Source organism: Rhodopseudomonas palustris, from assembly GCF_003226555.1.
In the GTDB taxonomy this organism is placed as follows: Bacteria; Pseudomonadota; Alphaproteobacteria; order Rhizobiales; family Xanthobacteraceae; genus Rhodopseudomonas; species Rhodopseudomonas palustris_I.
Genome location: NZ_QKQS01000006.1, coordinates 467,861 through 491,232 on the forward strand (window position 1 = coordinate 467,861; position 23,372 = coordinate 491,232).

20 protein-coding genes are annotated in these 23,372 nt (G+C 66.6%); 10 read left to right on the top strand and 10 right to left on the bottom strand.

What is annotated here, in order from left to right; all coding sequences use genetic code 11:
- From DNX69_RS26530 to atzF, 6 genes are all read left to right on the top strand, one after another.
- On the top strand, nt 1-859 hold an 859-nt coding region (locus DNX69_RS26530; protein ID WP_234826837.1), incomplete at its 5' end, for an ABC transporter ATP-binding protein.
- Nucleotides 860-1,005: 146 nt separating this feature from the next.
- Complete coding sequence (locus tag DNX69_RS04090) at nt 1,006-1,185, top strand: DUF4089 domain-containing protein (RefSeq protein ID WP_110784710.1); 180 nt, start codon at nt 1,006-1,008, stop codon at nt 1,183-1,185.
- A 13-nt stretch (nt 1,186-1,198) separates the two neighbouring features.
- The gene (locus tag DNX69_RS04095; protein ID WP_234826838.1) at nt 1,199-2,590 is read left to right on the top strand and encodes an AtzE family amidohydrolase; all 1,392 of its coding nucleotides are present in this window, start codon (nt 1,199-1,201) and stop codon (nt 2,588-2,590) included.
- Nucleotides 2,591-2,592: 2 nt separating this feature from the next.
- On the top strand, nt 2,593-2,988 hold the full coding sequence (gene hpxZ / locus DNX69_RS04100; protein ID WP_110784712.1) for an oxalurate catabolism protein HpxZ: 396 nt from the start codon (nt 2,593-2,595) through the stop codon (nt 2,986-2,988).
- A gap of 77 nt (nt 2,989-3,065) precedes the next feature.
- A complete protein-coding gene (locus DNX69_RS04105) occupies nt 3,066-3,728 on the top strand; it encodes a GntR family transcriptional regulator (RefSeq protein WP_110784713.1) in 663 nt (220 codons plus the stop codon).
- Nucleotides 3,725-5,530, top strand: a complete 1,806-nt coding sequence (gene atzF / locus DNX69_RS04110; RefSeq protein ID WP_110784714.1) for an allophanate hydrolase — start codon at nt 3,725-3,727, stop codon at nt 5,528-5,530. The genes DNX69_RS04105 and atzF overlap by 4 nt, the downstream gene beginning before the upstream one ends.
- Before the next feature lie 13 nt (nt 5,531-5,543).
- On the opposite strand, the gene DNX69_RS04115 is transcribed toward atzF, so the two are convergent.
- Nucleotides 5,544-7,355: a chloride channel protein gene (locus DNX69_RS04115; protein ID WP_110784715.1), complete on the bottom strand. Its 1,812-nt coding sequence runs from the start codon at nt 7,353-7,355 to the stop codon at nt 5,544-5,546.
- A gap of 242 nt (nt 7,356-7,597) precedes the next feature.
- Here DNX69_RS04115 and DNX69_RS04120 point away from each other — a divergent pair, with 242 nt between their 5' ends.
- A complete protein-coding gene (locus DNX69_RS04120) occupies nt 7,598-8,401 on the top strand; it encodes a gamma-glutamyl-gamma-aminobutyrate hydrolase family protein (RefSeq protein WP_110784716.1) in 804 nt (267 codons plus the stop codon).
- A 135-nt stretch (nt 8,402-8,536) separates the two neighbouring features.
- Here DNX69_RS04120 and ilvD read toward each other — a convergent pair whose 3' ends face one another.
- Nucleotides 8,537-10,387: a dihydroxy-acid dehydratase gene (ilvD, locus tag DNX69_RS04125; RefSeq protein ID WP_110784717.1), complete on the bottom strand. Its 1,851-nt coding sequence runs from the start codon at nt 10,385-10,387 to the stop codon at nt 8,537-8,539.
- A gap of 331 nt (nt 10,388-10,718) precedes the next feature.
- Here ilvD and zigA point away from each other — a divergent pair, with 331 nt between their 5' ends.
- Both zigA and DNX69_RS04135 read left to right on the top strand, forming a co-directional pair.
- Nucleotides 10,719-11,927 (top strand): zinc metallochaperone GTPase ZigA, encoded by a 1,209-nt coding sequence (zigA, locus tag DNX69_RS04130; RefSeq protein WP_110784718.1) that lies wholly within the window; start codon nt 10,719-10,721, stop codon nt 11,925-11,927.
- Between the two features lie 198 nt (nt 11,928-12,125).
- On the top strand, nt 12,126-13,001 hold the full coding sequence (locus DNX69_RS04135) for a formate/nitrite transporter family protein (protein ID WP_110784719.1): 876 nt from the start codon (nt 12,126-12,128) through the stop codon (nt 12,999-13,001).
- A 14-nt stretch (nt 13,002-13,015) separates the two neighbouring features.
- Here DNX69_RS04135 and DNX69_RS04140 read toward each other — a convergent pair whose 3' ends face one another.
- The 6 genes from DNX69_RS04140 to DNX69_RS04165 all read right to left on the bottom strand — a co-directional run bounded on the left by DNX69_RS04140 (nt 13,016) and on the right by DNX69_RS04165 (nt 18,768).
- Nucleotides 13,016-14,926, bottom strand: a complete 1,911-nt coding sequence (locus DNX69_RS04140; protein ID WP_110784720.1) for a nitric oxide reductase activation protein NorD — start codon at nt 14,924-14,926, stop codon at nt 13,016-13,018.
- A gap of 141 nt (nt 14,927-15,067) precedes the next feature.
- Nucleotides 15,068-15,880, bottom strand: coding sequence for a CbbQ/NirQ/NorQ/GpvN family protein (locus DNX69_RS04145; protein WP_110784721.1), 813 nt, complete (start codon nt 15,878-15,880; stop codon nt 15,068-15,070).
- A 56-nt stretch (nt 15,881-15,936) separates the two neighbouring features.
- Nucleotides 15,937-17,283, bottom strand: a complete 1,347-nt coding sequence (locus DNX69_RS04150; protein ID WP_110784722.1) for a cbb3-type cytochrome c oxidase subunit I — start codon at nt 17,281-17,283, stop codon at nt 15,937-15,939.
- A 37-nt stretch (nt 17,284-17,320) separates the two neighbouring features.
- Complete coding sequence (locus tag DNX69_RS04155) at nt 17,321-17,773, bottom strand: c-type cytochrome (RefSeq protein ID WP_110784723.1); 453 nt, start codon at nt 17,771-17,773, stop codon at nt 17,321-17,323.
- A gap of 112 nt (nt 17,774-17,885) precedes the next feature.
- The gene (locus DNX69_RS04160) at nt 17,886-18,155 is read right to left on the bottom strand and encodes a cytochrome C oxidase subunit IV family protein (protein ID WP_110784724.1); all 270 of its coding nucleotides are present in this window, start codon (nt 18,153-18,155) and stop codon (nt 17,886-17,888) included.
- 4 nt (nt 18,156-18,159) lie between these two features.
- Nucleotides 18,160-18,768, bottom strand: coding sequence for a cytochrome c oxidase subunit 3 family protein (locus DNX69_RS04165; protein WP_110784725.1), 609 nt, complete (start codon nt 18,766-18,768; stop codon nt 18,160-18,162).
- Between the two features lie 139 nt (nt 18,769-18,907).
- On the opposite strand from DNX69_RS04165, the gene DNX69_RS26220 reads away from it, so the two are divergent.
- Nucleotides 18,908-19,063 (top strand): hypothetical protein, encoded by a 156-nt coding sequence (locus tag DNX69_RS26220; protein ID WP_012495088.1) that lies wholly within the window; start codon nt 18,908-18,910, stop codon nt 19,061-19,063.
- Between the two features lie 6 nt (nt 19,064-19,069).
- Here DNX69_RS26220 and DNX69_RS04170 read toward each other — a convergent pair whose 3' ends face one another.
- Nucleotides 19,070-20,023, bottom strand: a complete 954-nt coding sequence (locus DNX69_RS04170; RefSeq protein WP_110784726.1) for a hotdog fold domain-containing protein — start codon at nt 20,021-20,023, stop codon at nt 19,070-19,072.
- A gap of 37 nt (nt 20,024-20,060) precedes the next feature.
- Nucleotides 20,061-23,372, bottom strand: coding sequence for an acetyl-CoA carboxylase family protein (locus DNX69_RS04175; RefSeq protein ID WP_110784727.1), 3,312 nt, complete (start codon nt 23,370-23,372; stop codon nt 20,061-20,063).

Sequence of the window (23,372 nt, forward strand, 5' to 3'; positions counted from 1 at the left end):
AAGCGGGGAGAGGGAGACAACCGCCCCCCTCCTCCTGGTCGAAAAGCTGGTGAAGGAATATCCGCGCCAGGGCGCCACCGCGACGCTGAGCCGGCTGTTCTCACGCGGACCGGCGCCAGAGCCGGAGGTGTTTCGCGCCGTCGACGGCATCAGCTTCCAGATCGGTCACGGCGAAAGCGTCGGGCTGGTCGGTGAGTCCGGCTGCGGCAAGTCGACCACCTCGATGATGCTGATGCGGCTGCTCGACCAGACCTCGGGCCGCATCGTGTTCGACGGCGAGGAGATCGGCGCCATCCTGCCACAGCGCTTCACGCGACTGCCGCTGCGCAAATCGATCCAGATGGTGTTTCAGGATCCGACCGACAGCCTCAATCCACGCTTCACCGCCGCGCGCGCGATCGCCGATCCGGTCCTGCAACTCGGCGAGATCAAAGGCCGCGACGCGGTGCGGGTGCGCTGCGAGGAACTGGCCGAGCAGGTCGGCCTGCCGCTCGATCTGCTCGACCGCTTTCCGCATCAGCTCTCCGGCGGCCAGAAGGCGCGCGTCGGCATCGCCCGCGCCATCGCGCTACGCCCGAAGCTGGTGATCCTAGACGAGCCGACCGCGGCGCTCGACGTCTCGGTACAGGCTGTGGTGCTGAACCTGCTGCAGGATCTGAAGCAATCGCTCGGGATGAGCTATTTGTTCGTCTCGCACGACCTCAACGTAGTGCGGCTGCTCTGCGACCGCGTCATCGTGATGCGCTCGGGGCGGATCGTCGAACAGGGCACCTCCCAGCAGGTGCTCGGCAGCCCGCAGCACGACTACACCCGCGAACTCCTCACCGCGATCCCACATCCGCCGCTGCCGGTGACGTGATGACGCGACGCACAATTCTACATGGTCATTCCGGGGCGCTCGCGCCCGCGAGCGAACCCGGAATCTCGCTTCCATCATCTCGGGATTCCGGGTTCGCGCTGCGCGCGCCCCGGAATGACGAACTGATTACTTGAAAGGTACTGATTTTGACCGATCCCCTCGACACCTACATCGACGCCGTCGCTGCCGCGCTTGATTTGCCGATCGATCCGACTTGGCGGCCGGCGGTGCGGGCCAATCTCGAGGTTTCGCTGAAGCTGGCGCGGATGGTCGATGAGTTTCCGCTGCCCGACGAGACCGAGCCTGCGAGCGTGTTCCGTGCCTGAGATCAGTTCTGCAATGTCCACCGATTGGATGACCGCCGCCGAGATCGCCACTGCCGTGGCGAACCGAACCACAACCGCCCTCGCCGCGACCGACGCTGCAATCGCGCGGATTGCCCAGGCCGACTCGACGCTCAACGCCTTCACCGATGTCGTGGCCGATCGCGCCCGTGCGCGCGCTCGTGAGATCGACGCCGCGATCGCGCGTGGCGAGAACCCCGGCCCGCTCGCCGGCGTGCCGTTCGCGGTGAAGAACCTGTTCGACGTCGCTGGGCTCGCCACCCGCGCCGGCTCCAAGATCAACCGCGACCGCGCGCCCGCCGCTCACGATGCGCCGCTGATCCAGCGGCTGGAAGCCGCTGGCGCGGTGCTGATCGGCGCACTCAATATGGGCGAGTACGCCTACGACTTCACCGGCGAGAACATCCACGACGGCCCGTCGCGCAATCCGCACGACCCGACCCGGATGACCGGCGGCTCCTCCGGCGGATCGGGCGCGGCCGTTGCCGGCGGCGAGGTGCCGCTGGCGCTCGGCTCGGATACCAACGGCTCTATCCGCGTCCCCTCCTCGCTGTGCGGCATCTTCGGGCTGAAGCCGACTTACGGACGGCTGCCGCGCACCGGTTCGTTCCCGTTCGTGGCGAGCTTCGATCATCTCGGACCACTGGCGCGTAGCGCTGCCGATCTAGCGCTGGCCTACGACGCGATGCAGGGGCCGGACGATGGCGACGCCGCCTGCACCACACGGGCGCCGGAGCCGGTCTCCGGCCTGCTGACGCAAGGCATCGACGGCCTGCGGATCGCGAAGGCCGGCGGTTACTTCGAGACCAACCTGTTTCCGGAGGCGCGAGAAGCCGTCGGGCGTGTCGTCAAGGCGCTCGGCGTCACCCGCTCGGTCGAACTGCCAGAGGCCGCCCGCGCCCGCGCCGCCGCGTATGTTATCAGCACCACCGAAGGCGCCTCGCTGCATCTCGACCGGCTGCGGCAGCGGCCGAACGATTTCGATCCCGCGGTGCGTGACCGACTGCTGGCCGGCGCGATGGTGCCGGCGTCGCTGGTCGACCGCGCGCAAAAGTTCCGGCGCTGGTACGGGGCCCGGGTGCTCGAACTGTTCGAGCAGGTCGACGTCATCATCGCCCCGGCAACGCCCTGCGTCGCGCCCAAACTTGGACAGGTCACCTTCACGCTCGACGGCGTCGACCTGCCGGTGCGCGCCAATGTCGGCCTCCACACCCAGCCGATTTCGTTCATCGGCCTACCGGTGGTGGCCGCCCCGATCCCGCTCGAACCGCTGCCGATCGGCGTGCAGATCATCGCCGCGCCGTGGCGCGAGGACATTGCGCTGCGCGTCGCCGCTGCGCTGGAGCGCGCTGGCGTCGCCGGCGCAGCACGACCGAAAGATTTCTGAAGATGGATATCGATCTGCCCGAAATCGTCGCCGAAGTCAGCGAAGCCTTCGCACGCTACGAGGCCGCGCTCGTCGGCAACGACGTCGCCACGCTGAACGAGCTGTTCCACGACGATCCGCGCACGCTGCGCTACGGCGGCGGCGAGAACCTCTACGGCTACAACGAGATCAAGGCATTCCGCGGCGCGCGCTCACCGGCGGGACTGATGCGCACCACGGCGCGCACAATCATCACGGCCTACGGCCGTGACACGGCGGTCGCGTCGACATTGTTCTATCGCGACAGCGCGCCCGGCAAGGTCGGCCGCCAGATGCAGACCTGGGTGCGATTTGCGCGAGGCTGGCGCATCGTCGCCGCCCATGTCAGCATCATCGACGAACCGCGAGCGTCGACATGAGCTTCGATGATGCGCTGACGTCGCGCCGAACCAGGGCGTCTCTTGCGCCGCCCGGAGTCATCACTCCGGGCACGCGGATGGCGCGGGAACCGGCGCCGATCAAGATCACCCGCGCCGAAGAGCTGCGACGCCAGCTCGCCGACGAGATCGTGCGCGGCTCGTTGCGCCCCGGCGCAGCACTCGATGAAACCGAGATCGCGCAGCGCTTCAAGGTGTCGCGCACGCCGGTGCGGGAGGCACTACGCCAGCTCGTCGCCAGCGGTCTCGTCGAGTCGCGGCCGCATCACGGCGCCGTCGTGGCTAAGCCCTCGTTCGAGCGGCTGACCGGCATGTTCGAAGCGATGTCGGAACTCGAAGCGCTCTGCGCGAGCTTTGCGGCCGAGCGGATGACGCCGCTGGAGCGGCGAACGCTGGAGACAATCCATGAGGAGCTGCGGATGCTCAGCTCGCAGGGCAATCCGGAGCGCTTCCATGACGTCAACGAACACTTCCACAACGCGATCTATGCCGGCGCGCATAACGACTATATCGCCGAGATCACCCTGGCGACGCGGGTGCGGGTGCAGCCGTTCCGCCGCGCCCAGTTCCGCAATCTCGGCCGGCTGGCGAAGTCACATGCCGAGCACGACCGCGTGGTGATCGCGATCCTGCGCGGCGACCGCGACGGAGCCGCCAAGGCGATGCGCCATCACATCGATCTGGTGCGCGACGAATACGAAATCTACGCGGTGTCGGTATGAGCCAATTCGAAACCATCCCTGAAATCGTCGCCGCGCATCGCGCCGGCACCACGACGCCGGCGCAGACGATTGCGCGCTGTTATCAGCGCATCCGCGCCTATGCGGACCCGGCGCTGTTCATCACCCTGCGCGACGAGGCCGATGCGATCGCCGAAGCGGTCGCGCTTGCGGCACGCGATCCGTCGCTGCCGCTGTACGGCGTGCCTGTCGCGGTGAAGGACAATATCGATGTCGCCGGCCTGCCGACCACCGCCGCCTGCCCGGCATTTTCGTATCAGCCGTCGCGCGACGCCACTGCGGTCGCCAAGCTGCGCGCCGCCGGTGCGATCGTGATCGGCAAGACCAATCTCGATCAGTTCGCCACCGGCCTCGTCGGTGTACGCTCGCCTTACGGCGTCCCGCGCAACGCTATCCGCAGCGATCTGGTGCCCGGAGGATCAAGCTCCGGCTCTGCGGTCGCAGTCGGTGCCGGCTTGGTGCCGCTGTCGCTCGGCACCGACACGGCGGGCTCCGGCCGGGTGCCGGCGATGCTCAACAATATCGTCGGGCTGAAACCGAGCCTCGGGATGATTTCGACCACCGGCGTGGTGCCGGCCTGCCGCACGCTCGACTGCGTTTCGGTGTTCGCCCTGACCACCGATGATGCGATCACGGCGCTTCAGGTGATGACGGGACCGGACGCCGACGATCCGTTCTCGCGCGAGCGCCCGGTGGCGGCGATCACCGCGATGCCGAAGCGGGTGCGGCTCGGCGCGCCGCAATCAGGTCAGCTGCAGTTCTTCGGCGACGACGCTGCGGCGCGCAGTTACGACGAGGCGTTACAGCGCTGGCGGCGGCTCGGCGCCGAGCTGGTCGAGATCGACGTCGAGCCGCTCTACGAGACGGCAAGGCTGCTGTACGAAGGGCCGTGGGTGGCAGAGCGCTATCTGACGATCCGGGCGCTGCTCGACACCCAGCCGGACGCGGTGCATCCGGTGACGCGGCAGATCACCCTCGCCGGCGCCAAGATCTCCGCCGCCGATACATTCTCGGCGCTGTATCGGCTGCAGGCGCTGCGCAAGATCGCCGAGCGCAGCTTTGCCGGGATCGATGCACTGGTGCTCCCCACAGCGCCGACCGCGTACACCGTCGACGACGTGCTGGCCGATCCGGTCACGCTGAACAGCCGGCTCGGCACCTACACCAATTTCGTCAATCTGCTCGACCTTTGCGGCCTGGCGCTGCCGGCGTCGATCCGCAGCGATGGCATTCCGTTCGGCATCACGCTGCTGGCGCCCGCCGGCCGCGACGCCGAGCTTGCCAGCCTCGGCCGCGTCTTCCATGCCGACACCGCGCTGCCGATGGGCGCCAGCGGCCAGTCCCAGCCACCGCTCATTGAAGTCGCAGACGGTGACGCCGCCGACGAGATCGCGATTGCGGTGGTCGGGGCGCATCTGTCCGGGATGCCACTGAACCGCGAGCTGACGGCGCTCGGCGGCCGGCTGCTGTCGGCCACCGCCACAACACCGGACTACAAACTTTACGCACTGAAAGGCACCGTGCCGCCGAAGCCCGGCCTGCTTCGGGTGGCGCCCGGCGCAGGCACTGCGATTGCCGTAGAGGTGTGGGCGCTGTCGCCGGCAGCGTTCGGCTCATTCGTCGCGGCGATTCCATCACCGTTGTCGATCGGCACGCTGACCCTCGCCGACGGCACCACGGTGAAAGGCTTCCTCGCCGAGCCGGCGGCACTCGAGGGTGCCCGCGACATTTCGCATTTCGGCGGCTGGCGCGCCTACATGGCGGAGCTCGCCGCCACCGGCTGAAGCGACTGCGCGATCAACGGAAGAACACTTCCTGATGACGCCGCTCGAGTTCGGTCGAGTAGGTGCGCAGGACGTGAGCCTCGCTGACGGTGCCGATCACCTGCTTGGTCGCCAAATTGTCGACCACTGCGAGAACGTCCGCCTCGCTGCGATCGAAGGTGGCGAGGATATCGCGCACGGTGACGCTCGGAAGCAGGTACTGGTGGCGCAGCTGCGCCAATGTCGCGAGCGTATCGTGATCGGCGTCGGTGACGCCGTGCAGTTCGGCCGAGCTGACGATTCCGCCATAGCTTCCGTCGCCTTTGCGCAACACGATCTGCTTGACGCGTCCGGGCGGAAACAATTTCTGCGCGGTCGAGATCGGCAGGTCGTCCTGCGCAGAGGCGAAATCCGATCGCATCAGCGTCGCCGCGCTGATCTGCTTGATCCAGCCGATGTCTTGCGGACCGCGGATCGTCTCGCCGCGCAGATGGAAGCGCCAGGTGGCAAAGCTGTAGCCGAACAACTCCCGCACGATCAGTGCGCTCGTCGAGGCCGCAACCACCGCACCGATCGTCACCCAGAAGTCCCCAGTCAGCTCGAGCGCCAGACAGATCATGCTGAACGGAGCCCCGATCACGCCGGTGCCGAGCGCCACCATCCCGGCCACTGCCGCCGTCCCGGGCTGCAATGCGATGTTCGGGAAGTACGGCATCAGCACCGTGCTGTAGAGCTGTCCGATCAATGCACCGAGCATCAGCGAGGCGAAGAACAGACCGCCGCGAAAGCCCGCGCCGAGCGAGATCGCGGACGCCAGCGCCTTGAGCAGCAGCGTCGTCACCAGCATCAGCCAGGTCGGGTCACTCATCAGCAGAAGCTGCATCGCGCCGTGCCCGGAGCCGAGCACGGTCGGCGTGAGCAACGCCAGCCCACCGAGCAGCGCCGCGCCGATCACCAACCGCAGCGCGCCGCGCAGCACGGTGATGCGCAGAAACACCCGCTCCGAGAATGCCACCGCGAGCATCACCAGAATGCTGAAGAACGCACACAGCACACCGATCAGCACGGTCTGACCGACCATCTCGACGGACGGTAGCGTCGGCGTGCCGGGGATCTGCAGGAACGAGGTGTGCACCAGGTTCCGCATCACGAGCCACGACGATACGGCGCTGGCGATCACCGGCACCAAGCTGGCCGAGGTGTAGGCGCCGAGCACGACTTCGAACGCGAAGAACGCGCCCGCGAGCGGTGCAGTGAATGCAGCGCTGATCGCGCCCGCGGCGCCGCAAGCGACCAGCAGCCGCATATCGGAGCGTCGGGCGGCGAGACGCTGTCCGATCTGCGAACTGAGCGCCGCGCAGATCTGGGTGTAGCCTGCTTCCAGCCCGACCGAGCCGCCGCAGCCGTTCGACAGCACCGTCTGCAAAGAAATCAGCAGGCTGCCGCGCATCGACATCCGCCCACCATACAGCGCATTCGCTTCGATCGCGTCGGCCAGCCGCCCTTTGAAGCGGCCGGCGTAGAACACCCCGATGATCGTCAGGATGACGGCCCCGCCGAGCGGCACCAGCAGCGTCCGCTGCCACGAGATCACGCCGTTGGCGCTGAGACGGGTGTCGAACGGAATGTTGAACAGCACGGCGTGAGCGAATTCGCTGAGATGCCAGATGATCGCCACCAGCAGGCCGGACAACAGGCCGATCACCACCGCGACGATGACCAGGCCGATTTCCCGGTTGCGGACGAAGTTGCGGATGACCGCTGGCAGCCGCCAGGGCACGGGCGCCGCCGAAGCGGAGGCGCTGCCGGAAACTGCCGGAGCCTCTGGGCGCGATAATACGCTCATCGAGCGCGCTCGCGTGAAACGACATTGGTCATGACGCGTGGCATATGGCTAAGGGAGATCCTGGTGAAAATACGGACAGAACTGGCTCGCAGCGGACATCCGCCCAGCCGACACGCGCCAGCTTCTACCCATTGATCCGAGCGTTCGCCAGCGCAGAGCTGACAATCAATTTCAACTGCATTGCCGGGCTCGATTTTCACCGTTTTGGCTGTATGGTCCGAGGGTTGTCAGGGAGGAACAGGATGGCGGGCAGAGCGGTAATCGGCGTGATCGGCAACGCCCATCTCGTCGATAATCGGTTTGCCGTCCAGCATGTGGGCGAGCGCAACCTGCGCGCGGTGGCCGAGGTCGCGGGTGCCCTGCCGCTGATGTTCGGTGGCTCGTCCGACTTCACCGAGATCGAGGACCTGCTCGCCGTGGTCGACGGCATTCTGCTGACCGGCGGCCGGGCCAACGTGCATCCGACCTATTTCAAGACCGAGCCCAATCCCCGCCACGAGCCCTACGACCAGCCACGCGACGAGCTGGCGCTGGCGCTGGTGCGCACCTGTGTCGAGCGCGGCGTGCCGCTATTCGGGATCTGCCGCGGCTTTCAGGAGATGAACGTCGCCTATGGCGGCTCACTGCATCCGGAAATCCGCGAACTGCCGGGGCGGATGAACCACCGGATGCCGCGGCTGGAGAACGGCGAGGTTCATCCCGATCCCACCGTGGTGTTCGCCGATCGCCACGACGTGCAGCTCACGCCGGGCGGCGTCTTTGCCCAGCTGTTCGGCCGCGATCTGATCCGGGTGAATTCGCTGCACGGCCAGGGCATCCTCGAGCCCGGCCCGCGTATCGTCATCGAAGGCGTCGCCGAAGACGGCACCATCGAGGCGATCCGCATCGCCGACGCGCCGGGCTTCGCGCTCGGCGTGCAGTGGCACGCCGAATACGACCCGCAGGTCAATCCGATCAACCGCGCGCTGTTTCTCGCCTTCGGCGAAGCCGTCGCCGGCTATCGCACCGCGCGGCAGCGGCCCGCCGCGCTGAGGCGATCGGGCTGAGGCGAACTGTTAATTCGTTCCTGAGCTACGTCATGGCCGGGCCCGTCCCAGCCGTCCACGTCTTGGTCGCGGCCTCGTGGATGCCCGGCACGAGGCCGGGCATGACGTGGAGAAGCGCTATTAGGATTTCGGTGCTTACCGAACCCGCCGCTTGACGTCGCGCACCGCGCCGTTGGCGGCGCTGGTGGTCAGCATCGCATAGGCCTGCAGCGCCGCCGAGACCTTGCGCTTGCGGTCCTTCGGCGTCCAGGCGGCATCACCGCGCGCCCGCTCTTCTTCACCGCGCTTGGCGAGTTCGGCGTCGGAGACGTCGAGCGAGATGGTGCGGTTCGGGATGTCGATCGAGATCCGGTCGCCGTCACGCACCAGCCCGATCAGGCCGCCTTCCGCCGCTTCCGGCGAGACGTGGCCGATCGACAGCCCCGAGGTGCCGCCGGAGAAGCGGCCGTCGGTGATCAGCGCGCAGGCTTTGCCGAGGCCCTTCGATTTCAGGTAGCTGGTCGGATACAGCATCTCCTGCATGCCGGGGCCGCCGCGCGGTCCTTCGTAGCGGATCACGACGACGTCGCCGGCGACGATCTTGTTGGTCAGGATCGCCGACACCGCATCGTCCTGGCTCTCGAACACCTTCGCGGGCCCCGAGAAGACTAGGACCGAGGCGTCGACGCCCGCCGTCTTCACGATGGAGCCGTCCAGCGCGATGTTGCCGTACAGCACCGCGAGGCCGCCGTCCTTGCTGAACGCATGCGCCGCATCGCGGATCACGCCCTTCTCACGGTCGAGATCGAGCTCGTCGTAGCGGCGCTCCTGGCTGAACGCCGTCTGCGACGGCACGCCGCCGGGCCCCGCACGGAAGAAGGTGCGGACGCTCTCGCTGTTGCTCTGGCGGATATCCCAGCGCGCCAACGCAGCGCCAAGCGTTTCGGCATGCACGGTGGTGCAGGACGTATCCAGCAGCCCGGCGCGATCCAGTTCACCCAGAATCGCCATGATGCCGCCGGCGCGATGCACGTCCTCCATGTGGACGTCGGACACCGACGGCGCGATCTTGCTGAGGCAGGGCACGCGGCGCGACAGCCGGTCGATGTCCTTCATCGAGAAGTCGAGCTCGGCCTCGCGCGCCGCGGCGAGCAGATGCAGCACGGTGTTGGTCGAACCGCCCATCGCGATGTCGAGCGTCATCGCATTCTCGAACGCCTTGAAGCTGGCGATGCTCCGTGGCAGCACCGAGGCGTCGTCGCCTTCGTAGTAGCGCCGCGCCAGATCGACGATGGTGTGGCCGGCCTCGACGAACAGCCGCTTGCGATCGGCGTGGGTGGCGAGCACCGAGCCGTTGCCCGGCAGCGACAGGCCGAGTGCCTCGGTGAGGCAGTTCATCGAATTCGCCGTGAACATGCCGGAGCACGAGCCGCAGGTCGGACAGGCCGATTGCTCCATCGCCTGCACTTCGGAGTCCGACATGCTGCTGTCGGCGGCGGCGACCATCGCGTCGATCAGGTCGACGGCGTGGGTCTTGCCCTTCAGCACCACCTTGCCGGCTTCCATCGGGCCGCCGGAGACGAACACGGCCGGGATGTTCAGCCGCATCGCCGCCATCAGCATGCCGGGCGTGATCTTGTCGCAGTTGGAGATGCACACCATCGCGTCGGCGCAATGTGCATTGACCATGTATTCGACGCTGTCGGCGATCAGCTCGCGCGAAGGCAGCGAGTACAGCATGCCGTCGTGGCCCATCGCGATGCCGTCGTCGACCGCGATGGTGTTGAACTCCTTGGCGACGCCGCCGGCCGCTTCGATCTCGCGCGCGACGAGCTGGCCGAGATCCTTGAGATGGACATGGCCAGGCACGAACTGAGTGAACGAGTTGACGACTGCGATAATCGGCTTGCCGAAGTCGGAATCCTTCATGCCGGTGGCGCGCCACAGGCCGCGTGCGCCGGCCATATTGCGGCCGTGGGTCGTCGTTCTCGATCGATAAGCAGGCATTGAACTGTTCCGTGAAAAATGTCCGTCGCCGGGAAAGCGCGCCGGCGGCCGAAAACAGGCTTCAGTGAGGGGCGCGCCGAAGCAAAGCGACCATCGTTACAGCCTTACTGCAGAACTCGCGGCCTCTCAATGGCCGCTGGGCGCGCAGTCGGATGCCGCACGCGCACCGACTCGGCCGATTTGGCCGCCTGCCGGGACTTCCATCCGGCGCGCACGATCAATTGAACTGCGGCGGCGTGGTCAGCGTCTCGATTGCTTGCTTGGAAAGCATGTAACGTTATAACGTTTCAAAAACAACCCTCCCTTACCAGCAACGAAGGCTTCGTCCGCCATGGATCACCCCCTGCTCCCGGTCACCGTCCTGTCCGGCTTCCTCGGCGCCGGAAAGACTACCCTGCTCAACCGAATGCTCGCCAACCGCGAAGGTCGGCGGATCGCCGTGATCGTCAACGACATGAGCGAAGTGAACATCGATGCCGAACTGGTGCGGCAAGATGGCGGGCTGACACGATCCGAGGAGTCGCTGGTCGAGATGACCAATGGCTGCATCTGCTGCACGCTGCGGGAGGATCTGCTGGTCGAGGTCCGCAAGCTCGCCGAGAGCGGCCGGTTCGACGCGCTGGTGATCGAATCCACCGGGATTGCCGAGCCGCTGCCGGTCGCGGCCACGTTCGAATTCCGCGACGAGAACGGCGACAGCCTCTCGGACATTGCCCGACTCGACACCATGGTGACGGTGGTGGACACCGCCAGCCTGCTGGCGAACTACTCCAGCCAGGAATTCCTGCGCGATCGCGGCGAGGTCGCCGGCGACGACGACGAGCGCACGCTGGTCGATCTTTTAGTCGAGCAGATCGAATTCGCCGACGTCATCGTGCTCAACAAGGTCTCGGCGACCTCGCCGAGCCGGCGCGAGACCGCGCGGTCGATCGTGCGGGCGCTGAACTCAGACGCGAAGATCATCGAGGCAGATTTCGCCGACGTGCCCCTATCGTCGGTGATGCACACCGGGCTGTTCGATTTCGAACGCGCGCATCAGCATCCGCTGTGGTTCAAGGAGCTGAACGGCTTCTCCGATCATGTCCCGGAAACCGAAGAATACGGCATCCGCTCGTTCGTCTATCGCGCGCGGCGGCCGTTCCATCCGCTGCGCTTCCAGTCGTTCTGCAACCGGAGCTGGCCGGGCGTCGTTCGAGCCAAAGGCTTCTTCTGGCTGGCGACGCGGCCGCAGCACGTCGGCGAGATTGCGCAGGCTGGCGCCATGGTACGCACCTCCAAGCGCGGCCTGTGGTGGTCGGCGGTGCCGAAGACGCGCTGGCCGGACAACGCCGACTGGCACGAGGCGATGAAGCCGTATTTCGATCCCGTCTGGGGCGATCGCCGCCAGGAGATCGTGTTCATCGGCACCAGCGAAATGGACGAAGCCGCGCTGCGCCGACAGCTCGATCTGTGCCTCGTCGGCGACGAGAAGCAGTTCACGCCTGACGCGTGGCGGCAACTCCCAGATCCGTTCCCGAACTGGACCGCCGCCCAGGCCTGATATGCTACGCTTGCCGCCACTGGCGGCGAGCGGCACCACACCGCTCTGGCAACCGGCGGACTCGAATTCCGAAACGAGTGCCGGCCGCGAGAGGCGGCCGAACGGTCTGGAACTTCCATCGTCGGTCACGCTTTGACCTCGGTTCCCGAGGGCGGCACGCGATCCTGCGCCCGCCGTCGCCCGAACCGAGGGCCGCCGATGGCATCAGCAAAGCAACACCACTCCGACCAATCATCGAATCAGGTCACCGCCGAGACGGCCCCCAACCATGCGCCGATCTCCGAGCGCGAGGTCGAGGATGTCGAGGCGCGATCGACCCCACGAACGCCGGTGATCTACGAGATCGTGCGCCGGCTCGGCGAAGAGGAGATGGCACGGCCGGTGGTGTCGCTGTGGTGGTCCGGGCTCGCGGCCGGCCTGTCGATCAGCTTCTCGCTACTCGCGCAGGCGGTCCTGCAGCAGCATCTGGAACCGACCGGCTGGCGGCCATTAGTCACCAGTCTCGGCTACTCGATCGGCTTTCTGATCGTGGTGCTGGCGCGCCAGCAGCTGTTCACCGAAAACACCATCACGGTGGTGCTGCCGGTGATGGCGAATTGGTCGCTCGGCACGCTCGGCCGCGCGGCGCGATTATGGGCGGTCGTCCTGGCGGCGAATTTCGCCGGCACGCTGTTCGCCGCGGCGTTCTGCAGCTTCACACCCGCGATCGAACCTGATCTGAAACAGCAAATGCTCGAGATCAGCCGACACGTGATCGAACATGGCTGGTTCGTCTCCGTGCTCAAGGCGATCCCTGCCGGCTTCCTGATCGCCGCGATGGTGTGGCTGCTGCCGAGCGCCGAAGGCAGCCAGGCCTGGATCATCGTGGTGATGACCTGGCTGATCTCGGCCGGCGGCTTCCTCCACATCGTCGCCGGGAGCACGGAGGCGTTCATGCTGATGTGGGACGGCTCGGCGAGCGTCACGGAGGTGTTCGGCGGCTTCGTCGCGCCGGTGCTGATCGGCAACCTGATCGGCGGCACCGCATTGTTCGCGCTCCTGACGTACGCGCAGGTGATGAAGGAGATGGAGTGAGCCGCCGCGACCGGTCACCCCATCAGATTGCGGTAGATGCCGGGCAGCGTGGCGGGCAGCCGGCCGATGTGGCCGACGATGGCGTAGCCGGCGCGGCCGAACAGCGTCGGGAAATATGCCTGCGCATCGACATCGATGGTGACGCCGAACACCGCGATGCCGCTGCGACGCGCCTCCTGCACCGCCCTGCGACTGTCCTTGAGCGCGAACCGGCCCTCGTAGTGATCGACGTCGTTGGGCTTGCCGTCGGTCAGCACCAGCAGCAGCTTCTTGCGCTGTGGCTGCTTGGCCAGCTCCGCGCTGGCATGGCGTAGCGCCGCGCCGATCCTGGTGTAGTAGCCGGGCTTCAGCGCGGCGATCCTCCGCTCGACCAGCGGACTCATGCTCTCGTTAAAGCGCTTCACCGTCTCGACCCGCACCCAATCCCGGCGCCGCGACGTGAAGGTCAGGATGCTGTGCTGATCGCCGCACGCCTCGATGCCGTGTGCCAGCACCGTCAACGCCTCCTTCTCGACGTCGAGCACGCGTCGGTTGTCGATCCAGGCATCGGTCGACAGCGACACGTCGACCAGCAGCGTCACCGCTAGATCGCGCGCCTGCGGCCGCGCCGCAAGGTGATAACGATCCGAGCCACCGTCGCCGGCGGCGATCTCGCAGCGCGAGCGCACCAGGGCGTCGAGATCGAGATCATGACCGTCGGCTTGCGCCCGCAGCACCTCGTGCCGCGGCCGCAACGCTTCGAACTGACGCCGCACCCGCTTGACCAGCGCCCGTGTCGCCTCGCCGCATTGCCACGCCTCGCCCTGTTCCGGCGCCTCCTGCGCCAAAACGCGGCAATGATCCGCAAGGTAGGCGCCGCGCTTGTAATCCCATTCCGGATACAGCGTGCCGGCGGTGAGCCGGCTGTGCTCGATCGCCTGCGGCGGCAGATCGAGATCGAAGTGGAATTTGCTCGCGGGCTTCTTGGTCGATTTGCCGATGGTGATCTCGTCGAGATCGTCGGCCGCCTTGTCGGCGTGCTCGTCGTCGTCCTCGTCGGTCGGCCGATCGACATTGACCACCTCGGCCATCGCCAGGATCTTCTCGAAGCGGTTGAGCGCCAGCGGATCGCGCTTCGGCCCATCGTCCGCCTTCCGATTCGCCGCCTTGCGCCGTGGCTTCGAACATGACTTGGACGCCGCCTCGTCGGTTTCGTCGGGATCGCTGGCAGGAGCCTCGACTTCGCGGCTCCAGACTTCGCCCCACAACGGGCACGGCAGGAACGGCTGATAGCCCGGCGGTGACCGGGCCGAGATCTCGCCATCGGTGACGATCATCCGCCACAGCTCGGGGTCAGGCGTGACTTCCGCGCCGAGCAGTGCCTGGATCGCGGTTTCGAGACCGCTCTCCATCCGCGGCAAGGCCCGCCGCGGCCTTGCCGCCGCCGTTGCGGCCGCAAGGCGATGATAGGAGCAGCAAAGCCCGGGATAAGTCACCAGCACCTGCTGCGTCGTAGTATGCGCACGTCGCAATAGCAGGACATCGCGCCGCAGCGGATCGGCTTCCTGCACGCTGTCGGTCGGCGTCACCGCGAACCAAGCGGCAAGCCAGCGATACAGCGCCCGATTGAGCGCAACATCGGCGAACAGCGCGATCCGGTCAGGCAGAAACAACGTCGCGTCGTCGCGGCCGGGCTGCATCAGCCGCTCCTCGCCGAGCCCGATCCGCTGCCGCCAGCCGAGCCGGTGCCCAGACGTGCGTGCGCTGCTGCCGGCGAGCTGCACCGCCGTCTCGCCGCCGAGCCCGCGATAGATCACGCCGAGCGCGCCGCGGCAGTCGTTCAGCGTCGCCGCGTGTTCCGGATGCTCCGGATAGCTCGCGGCGCGCCCGACCATGCGGTGCCAGGCACGGCCGACGGTCTCTTCGAGTTCGAGGAAGTCGAGCATGGCGTCTGCTCCAGCGAAATCCCAGGATGTCATTCCGGGGCGCGAGCAGTTCGCGAACCCGGAATCCGGAAGTTGTTATCGAGAGAGACTCCGGGTTCGCCGCTGCGCGGCGCCCCGGAACGACGGCATTGAGGGATCAGTTCACCCGATCACCGCGCCGGCGACTTCGATCAGCGCGGCTTTCACATCCGGATCGTCGGTCAGCGGTTCGATCAGCCCGGCGAGCACGGCGTCGCGCACCGAGAGTCCTTCGCTGATCAGACTGGCGCAATACACCAGCAGCCGAGTCGAGACGCCTTCCTCGAGATCATGGCCCTTGAGCTTGCGCAGCCGGCCGGCCAGCGCGACGAGCGGCGCGACGCGCTCGCTCGGCAGGCCGCTCTCGGCGGCCACCACCGCGATCTCCTGCTCGGGCGCGAGGAAGCCGAACTCGATGGCGGCGAAACGTTGCCGCGTCGAGGGCTTCAGGGCTTTGAGCAGGCTCTGGTAGCCGGGGTTGTAGGACACCACGAGCATGAAGTGCGGCGGCGCCTGCAGTTCCTCGCCGGTGCGCTCCAGCGGCAGCACGCGGCGATCGTCCGCCAGCGGATGCAGCACCACTGCGACGTCCTTGCGGGCCTCCACCACCTCGTCGAGATAACAGATGCCGCCTTCTCGCACCGCGCGGGTCAGCGGACCATCGACCCACACCGTCTCGCCGCCCTTCAGCAGGTAGCGACCGGTGAGATCCGCCGCGGTGAGATCGTCGTGGCAGGACACGGTGAACAGCGGCAGGCCGAGCCGCGCCGCCATATGGGCGACGAAACGCGTCTTGCCGCAGCCGGTCGGCCCCTTCAGCAGCAGCGGCACCCGCCGCTTCCAGGCGTGTTCGAACAGCGCGCATTCGTTGCCGGCAGGCGTGTAAGGCGGCGGAGCGGGCAGCGTCGCATCGATGGCGTGCAGAGCGGGCTTCATGGCGATCTCCGTGAATGGAAAGCGGCGGCCACGGATCGCCGTGGCCGCCAGGGGGCCTATTCGGCCGGTTGCAGGGCGCCAGTCAGCGTGGCCTGCTTGGTGCGTCCGGCGACGAGAATCGCCCAGACGAACATCAGCGCGGAGATCAGCACCGCGACGCCGGAGCCGAGCCGCACCCAGTAGAACAACGCGACCTGGTCCTGCACCTCCATGTAGTTCTGGCCGAGCACACGCTGCAGGTGCACCTGAATGATGCCGGCGAAGGTCAGCGCGAAGGTCATCACGCTCATCGCCGTGCACATCAGCCAGAAGCTGGCGATCGACAGCGCCTGGTTGTAGGGCGCGCGGCCGCGGAGCTGCGGGATCGCGTAGGTCATCATCGCCAGGTTCAGCATCACATAGGCGCCGAAGAAGGCGAGATGGCCGTGCGCCGCGGTGACCTGGGTGCCGTGGGTGTAGTAGTTCACGCTGGACAGCGTGTGCAGGAAGCCCCAGACGCCGGCGCCGAAGAACGCCATCACCGAGCAGCCCACCGACCACAGCAGCGCGGCGCGGTTCTCGTGCTTGCGGCCGGCCTTCCAGGTCATCTGCACGGTGAACACCACCATGGTGAAGAACGGCGCGACTTCGAGGGTCGAGAACAGCGAGCCGATCCACTGCCAATAGCCCGGCGCGCCGATCCAATAATAATGGTGACCGGTGCCGAGAATGCCGGAGAACAGCGCAAGGCCGATGATGACGTAGAGCCACTTCTCCACCACTTCGCGATCGATGCCGTTGAGCTTGATCATCAGAAACGCCAGCACCGACGCCATGATCAGCTCCCACACACCCTCGACCCAGAGGTGTACGACGTACCACCAATACATCTTGTCGAGCGCCAGATTGGCCGGATTGTAAAACGCGAAGAGGAAGAAGATCGCCACACCCCACAGCCCGAACAGCAGGATGTTGGTGATCGTCGTCTTGCGCCCTTTCAGCACCGTCATGGTGATGTTGAACAGGAAGATCAGGCAGACCACGACGATGCCGATCTTGATCACGAACGGCTGCTCGAGGAATTCGCGGCCCTCGTGATAGTGAAACAGGTAACCGACCACAGCGGCGCCGGCCGCGCCGAAGAACAGCCAGAACTGCAGCTTCGCCAGCAACGGGCTGAACAGCTCGTTCTCGGCCTCTTCGGGCACCAGATAATAGGCGCAGCCCATGAAGCCCATCAGCAGCCAGACGATCAGCGCGTTGGTGTGGATCATCCGGACGATGTTGAAGGGCAGCAGCTCCGACAGCGTGTTCGGCAGCACGTAGATGGTGCCGGCGAGCACGCCGAACGACACCTGGGCGAGGAACAATGTCAGCGCGCCGTAGAAATACAGCAGCGCGACCTTTTGGGTTTGATATTTCATCACGAGGTCTTTCTGATGCGGATGCGTGAAGGTCGGATCAGCCGGCGTCGTTCGGCGGCCAGTGCTGGGTCTTGATCTTGCTGGTCCACTCCAGGAAGTCGGCGAGGTCACCCACCTCCTGATCGGTCAAATGGAACTGCGGCATCTGCCGCCGTCCCGGGACGCCGGACGGCTGCGACGCCATCCAGGACTTCAGCATCTCGCGGGCCTGAGCCGGATCCTTGTCGCCGCCCCAGCGCACCCAGACATTGCTGAGTTCAGGAGCAAAGTACGCACCCTCGCCGAGCAGGGTGTGACAGTTGATGCAAGAGTTCTTTTCCCAGACGTGCTTGCCGCGGGCCACCGACGGGGTCAGCGTCGAGGCGTCGGTCGACTTGGTCGCGATGTAATAATGGCTGTGGGCGGTGAGCCCGACGAAGATCGCGAAGAAGAAGGCCGAGCCGCCGAAGAACACGTTGCGCGCGGCAGACTTGGTGAGGCGTTCAGCCATCACGTGATTCCTTTTTCGATGTGGGGAGGCGAAGGTGCGGCGCTGCAGCTTCGCCCGCGAAACTAATCGACCGGACCGCCGCAACTTTGTGCTAGCTCAAGGTTCGGAACGATTAGCGAAGGGCCTGCACCAATGGCGAGGCGAGTGCTCCGCACGCCACCAGCGCGATCCAGCCGAACAACAGCGCCCGCCACGGCCCGGGCGCGCCGCGGAACCCGAAATAATCGAGCACGACCAGGCGGGCCTTCAGCACCGCGATGATCATCAGCACGGCGCCGCCGGCAAACGCTGCCGCGGCACCGCCGCTAAGTAGAACTCCGAGGATGGTGAGCAGCAGCAGAGCAATCGCGCTGCGATCCCGGCGCTGAGTGAACCGGATCATCGCGTCACCGCATTAGATAGACGATCGGGAACATCACCAGCCACACCAGATCGACCATGTGCCAGAAACAGGTTCCGCTTTCGACCGCGGCCGCATTAGCGCGCCACGCCACGCCGAGCAGGATCGCGATCCCGAGCGCGACATGCAGCAGGTGGAACCCGGTGAGCAGGAAGTACAGGGTGAAGAAGGTGCTGCCATCGATGTCGGCGCCACGGCCGATCTCGCCGGCATATTCGAACAGCTTGATGGCGATGAAGGCGCCGCCGAGCAGACAGGCAGCCATCGTCCAGCGCCATTTCGCCTGGCGTGAGCCCGCATAAGCGGCCGCGCTGGCCTTGGCGGCGAACCAGCCGCTCGACACCAGGCAGAGCGTATTGGCGGCGGCCAGCGCCGGATCGAGCTGGCCCTGCCCGGCCGCGAACACTTCAGGCTGCAGCGCCCGCGCGATTTGGAACCCGATCAGCAGCGCGCCGAACGCGGCAAGTTCGCTGAAGATCAGCACCCACATCATCAGATGACCGGGCAGCGAGTCGAGCGCGCTGGCCCCGGGCGCGATGCGGCTCTCGGGGCTGTCGGGCAAGGCGGGCACGCCCGCTGCGGTCGCGTCGGTCATGGCGCGACCATAGAGGCAGCGCCTGCCGGAACGTTGTGCCGCGACAAACTCGCAGCCAATTCACCAGAGCTTGCGCCCCGACAAACTGCGCTCCCCGCCGACCGCTAGGATCGCCTCCACTCGGAGAAAGAGGGAAAACATGACCGAAGCCAAGCTGGGGCTGATCGTCGTGTCGGTGATCATCATCGCCTTCGCGTTCGCGATGCGGCGGTTCGGCGCGCTGCAAACCACGGGCGTGGTCGCCACCGCGATCATCACGGTGGCGATTGCCGCCAGCCTGTTCCTGACCCAATAGGCAGGACTATCCCGCCGGATACAGCGTGGCGTGTTCCTGCGCGTAGGGCGCGTAGGAATCCTTCAGCGTCGCCGAATTCAGCAGCATGGTCGCGACCAGGCGGCCGGTGGCGTCATAGGCTTCGCTGCGCACCCACATGCTCTCGGTGCGCTTGCTGCCGGACAGCGCCACCACCTTGCGCTCGATCCGGTACGGCTCGCCGACGAACAGCGGCCCGTGGATCAGCCGGATCTCCTGATCGGCGAACAGGCCCACCACCGGTCCGCGCACCGGCAATCCGTCCTGCTTGCTGAGATACTGGAACAGCACGCTGAGCATTTCCAGCGGGATGATCGGCTTGCCCCACGGCGCCCCGCCGCCCGGCCGATAATACGGCGACGGCTCGGTGATGACCTCGAGCTTCTGGGCGAGCGAGAACGGATATAGCTCGCCCATGATCTGCTCATGGTCCATCTGCGCCGCCTGGGTCTTGGTCGTCATGCCGACCGAGACGTCGCGCAAGATCACCGGATCGGCGAGCGGCTTCAGTTCGCCGAGGCGGACGTCGAGCGCCGAAGCCGGCGCATCGTGGCCGACCGAGACCGTACCGCGCAGCACCTCGGTGCCGTCGCGCTTGACCATCCGGATCGTGGTGTGACGAGCGCCGGCCACCGGCTTGTCGACGATCGCCTGGACGTCCTCGCCCTCGAAGGCGGCGTTACGATAATGCGCCGAGATGCAACCGGTCTCGAACCACTCCTTGCCCCACAGCCGTTCGCACAGCGGCGCGAACTGGCTGAAATGCGTCGGCCCTTCGATCGTGCCGCCCTTGAAGCCGAGCTTCTGGGCGGTGGCGTCGTCGTGGATCGAGGCGTGCGAGTCGTAGACCTGCGCGTGCAGCATCTGGCGCGGCTGCCGCCACGGCCCGATCAGCGCCGCGCCGGTGTCGTCGATCGGCGTCTCGAAAGCGGCTTGTGTCATCGTCTCACTCCCAATGCGTTCGAACAGTCGTCGGCTACTACCAGGTATCGATACAGGGTCGCTTGCGCTCGCTGCGCTCGGGCGGCGTCGGCACCGAACGCAGCCCCGCCATGACCCAGCGCCGCGTCTCGGCCGGATCGATCACGTTGTCGATCTCGAACACTGAAGCGATCGAGACCGCCTTGCCGTTGGCGTACAGCTCCGCGACCTTGTTCTTATAGTAAGCCTCGCGCTCGACCGGATCGGCAATCGCTTCCATCTCCTTGCGGAAGCCGAGGCGGACGTAACCTTCCAGACCCATGCCGCCGAATTCGCCAGTCGGCCAGGCCGCGGTGAAGAACGAAGCGTGGAAGCCACCGCCGATCATCGACTGTGCGCCGAGGCCGTAGCCCTTGCGCAGCACGATGCCGAACAGCGGCACGGTGAGGCTGGCGCCGGTGACGAACATCCGCGCGACGTGACGGACGATCGCGGTCTTCTCGGCTTCCGGCCCGACCATGAAGCCGGGCGTATCGCACAGCGACACGAGCGGAATGTCGAACGCATCGCACAATTGCAGGAAGCGCGCCGCCTTGTCGCCGGCGTCGGCGTCGATGGCGCCGCCGAGATGCTTCGGATTGTTGGCGATCAGGCCGAACGGTTTGCCCTCGATGCGGATGAAGGCGGTGATCATGCCGACGCCGAAATCGCGACGCAGTTCGAGCACCGAATCCTCGTCCGCGATCAGATCGATGACGTTGCGGATGTCGTAGACCCGCAGCCGGTTCTCGGGGATCGCCCGGCGCAGCAATCGTTGGTCCGGAGCCTTCCACTCGCTCACCGTGCCCTGGAAGTAGGACAGATATTTCTGCGCGACGCGGGTCGCCTCCTCTTCGTCCTGCACCAGAATGTCGACCACGCCGTTCGGCGCCTGGAACGACACCGGGCCGACCTCGGCCGGATGATACACGCCGAGGCCACCGCCCTCGATCATCGCCGGCCCGCCCATGCCGATCGAGGCGTTCTGGGTGGCGATGATGACGTCGCAGCAGCCGAGCATCGCGGCGTTGCCGGCGAAGCAATAGCCGGAGACGACGCCGACCACCGGCACCAGGCCGGACAGCTTGGCGAACTGCACGAACGACGGGCCGTCGAGCCCGGTCATGCCGAGCCGGTCGGTGTCGCCGGGCCGGCCGCCGCCACCCTCGGCGTAGAACACCAGCGGCATCTTCCATTGCTCGACCAGCGTCAGCATCCGGTCGATCTTCTTGTGGTTCATGTGGCCCTGGGTGCCGGCCAGCACGGTGTAGTCGTAGGCGATCACCATGCAGCGCGCGACGTGCTCGCCGAACTTCGCGGCATTGACGGTGGCGACACCGGTGACGAGACCGTCGGCCGGGGTGTTCTTGATCAGGTCGTCGAGCGAGCGGCGCCGGCGCTGGCCGGCGATCGCCAGGCTGCCGTATTCCATGAAGGAGCCTTCGTCGACGAGCTGCGCGATGTTCTCGCGCGCGGTGCGCTGATTGGTCTTGCGCCGCCGCCCCACCGAGTCGGGCCGATTTTCGTCGAGCGTATTGGCCTGCCGGGCCAACATCTCGGCGAGGTCCGGCCGGATCGCGTCGAGGTCGACATCTTCTTCGGCGACCACATGGTCGCCTTCGACCTCCTGCGGCTCGACATACAGGATCGGTTCGCCCTGCATCAACGTCACGCCGTCGGGGGCGACGATACGGCGGATGCGGCCGCCCTGCTCGGCCGCGACCAGATGCTCCATCTTCATCGACTCGATCACCGCGAGCTGCTGCCCGGGCCGCACCACGTCGCCTTCGGCGACCGTGATCGCCACCACGGTGCCCTGCAGCGGCGCGGCGATCGCGACCGCGCCTTCGGGGACCGGCTCGGCGTTGGCCGCGGCGACAGTGCTGCTCCGCTTGTCGGCGCTCACCGTCGCAATCAGCGGTTGGCCGAACTGCTGGGCGGCTTCGACCAGATCCGCGACGTGGCGATCGATGAAGCTGGTGCTGACGCGATTGGCCTTGAAGTCGGCATGGGCGAGGATCGCCTGCAGCAGCGGGATGTTGGTGGCGACGCCGCCGACCCGGAATTCGCGCAGCGCACGGGAAGCTTTCGCCACCGCCTCGGTCCAGTCGCCGCGGCCGTGCACGATCACCTTGGCGAGCAGCGAGTCGTAGGCCGCGCTGGTGGTGTAGCCGGCGTAACCGAACGTATCGACGCGAACGCCGGGGCCGGACGGCGGCTCGAAGATTGCAAGCGTGCCGCCGGTCGGCTTGGTCGCGCCCTTGGCGTCCATCGTCTCCATATTGACGCGGAGCTGGATCGCAAATCCGCGCGGCTGCGGCACGGAGGCTTGATCGAGCCCAAGCGACGGCAGCGTTGCGCCGCCCGCAACCGCGAGCTGGGCGCGCACCAGATCGATCGACAGCACCTCTTCGGTGACGGTGTGTTCGACCTGCAGCCGCGGATTGGCCTCGATGAACGCATAGACGCCGTCGCCTTCACCGGCGTCGCCGTCGACCAGAAACTCGAAGGTGCCAAGGCTGTCGTAGTTCGCCATCGCGGCCAGCGCCTTGGCGGCCTCGACGATTCTGGTGCGCAGGCCATCCGACAGCGACGGGCTCGGCGCGATCTCGACCAGCTTCTGGTTGCGGCGCTGGATGGTGCATTCGCGCTCCCACAGCTGGCTGACATTGCCATGGCGGTCGCCGATGATCTGCACCTCGATGTGCCGCGCGTTGCGGATCAGCCGTTCGGCATAGACGCCCTCGTAGCCGAACGCCGCCTTGGCCTCGGACTGGCAGCGCGCATAGGCGTCGGCGAGATCCTCGGCGCGCTCGACCACGCGCATGCCGCGACCACCGCCGCCAGCCATCGCCTTGATCATCACCGCCGGCTTGTCACCGAGCGAGGCAAAAAACGTTTGAATCTCTTCGAGCGACGACGGGCCGACGGTGCCGGCGATGATCGGCACATCGCAGCGCTTCGCCAGCTCCTTGGCGGCGACCTTGTCGCCGAACAGCCGTAGCGTCTCCGGTGACGGACCGACGAAGGTGATACCCTCCTCGGCGCAGCGCCGCGCCAGATCGGCATTCTCGCTGAGGAAGCCGTAGCCGGGATGCAGCGCATCGCAGCCCGCCGCCTTCGCCGCCGCCATCACCGCCTCGATGTCGAGATAGGCCCGCGCGCCGCGGCCGGGGATCTGCTCGGCGTGATCGGCGATGCGGACGTGCAACGACGCCGCATCGTCGGCAGGATGGATCGCCACCGTGGTGAGGCCGGACTCGGCGGCGGCGCGCGCGATACGGATCGCGATCTCGCCGCGGTTGGCGATCAGCAGTTTTCGGAACGGCAT

Excerpts from the sequence above, each read along its gene's own strand:
- DNX69_RS04135 (WP_110784719.1), top strand. The coding sequence starts at position 12,126 with ATGGCATCAGCAAAGCAACACCACTCCGACCAATCATCGAATCAGGTC.
- zigA (WP_110784718.1), top strand. The coding sequence starts at position 10,719 with ATGGATCACCCCCTGCTCCCGGTCACCGTCCTGTCCGGCTTCCTCGGC.
- DNX69_RS04120 (WP_110784716.1), top strand. The coding sequence starts at position 7,598 with ATGGCGGGCAGAGCGGTAATCGGCGTGATCGGCAACGCCCATCTCGTC.
- DNX69_RS26220 (WP_012495088.1), top strand. The coding sequence starts at position 18,908 with ATGACCGAAGCCAAGCTGGGGCTGATCGTCGTGTCGGTGATCATCATC.
- atzF (WP_110784714.1), top strand. The coding sequence starts at position 3,725 with ATGAGCCAATTCGAAACCATCCCTGAAATCGTCGCCGCGCATCGCGCC.
- ilvD (WP_110784717.1), bottom strand. The coding sequence starts at position 10,387 with ATGCCTGCTTATCGATCGAGAACGACGACCCACGGCCGCAATATGGCC.
- DNX69_RS04150 (WP_110784722.1), bottom strand. The coding sequence starts at position 17,283 with ATGAAATATCAAACCCAAAAGGTCGCGCTGCTGTATTTCTACGGCGCG.
- DNX69_RS04170 (WP_110784726.1), bottom strand. The coding sequence starts at position 20,023 with ATGACACAAGCCGCTTTCGAGACGCCGATCGACGACACCGGCGCGGCG.
- DNX69_RS04140 (WP_110784720.1), bottom strand. The coding sequence starts at position 14,926 with ATGCTCGACTTCCTCGAACTCGAAGAGACCGTCGGCCGTGCCTGGCAC.
- DNX69_RS04160 (WP_110784724.1), bottom strand. The coding sequence starts at position 18,155 with ATGATCCGGTTCACTCAGCGCCGGGATCGCAGCGCGATTGCTCTGCTG.
- DNX69_RS04095 (WP_234826838.1), top strand. The coding sequence starts at position 1,199 with ATGTCCACCGATTGGATGACCGCCGCCGAGATCGCCACTGCCGTGGCG.
- DNX69_RS04105 (WP_110784713.1), top strand. The coding sequence starts at position 3,066 with ATGGCGCGGGAACCGGCGCCGATCAAGATCACCCGCGCCGAAGAGCTG.
- hpxZ (WP_110784712.1), top strand. The coding sequence starts at position 2,593 with ATGGATATCGATCTGCCCGAAATCGTCGCCGAAGTCAGCGAAGCCTTC.
- DNX69_RS04175 (WP_110784727.1), bottom strand. The coding sequence starts at position 23,372 with ATGCCGTTCCGAAAACTGCTGATCGCCAACCGCGGCGAGATCGCGATC.
- DNX69_RS04155 (WP_110784723.1), bottom strand. The coding sequence starts at position 17,773 with ATGGCTGAACGCCTCACCAAGTCTGCCGCGCGCAACGTGTTCTTCGGC.
- DNX69_RS04115 (WP_110784715.1), bottom strand. The coding sequence starts at position 7,355 with ATGAGCGTATTATCGCGCCCAGAGGCTCCGGCAGTTTCCGGCAGCGCC.
- DNX69_RS04145 (WP_110784721.1), bottom strand. The coding sequence starts at position 15,880 with ATGAAGCCCGCTCTGCACGCCATCGATGCGACGCTGCCCGCTCCGCCG.
- DNX69_RS04165 (WP_110784725.1), bottom strand. The coding sequence starts at position 18,768 with ATGACCGACGCGACCGCAGCGGGCGTGCCCGCCTTGCCCGACAGCCCC.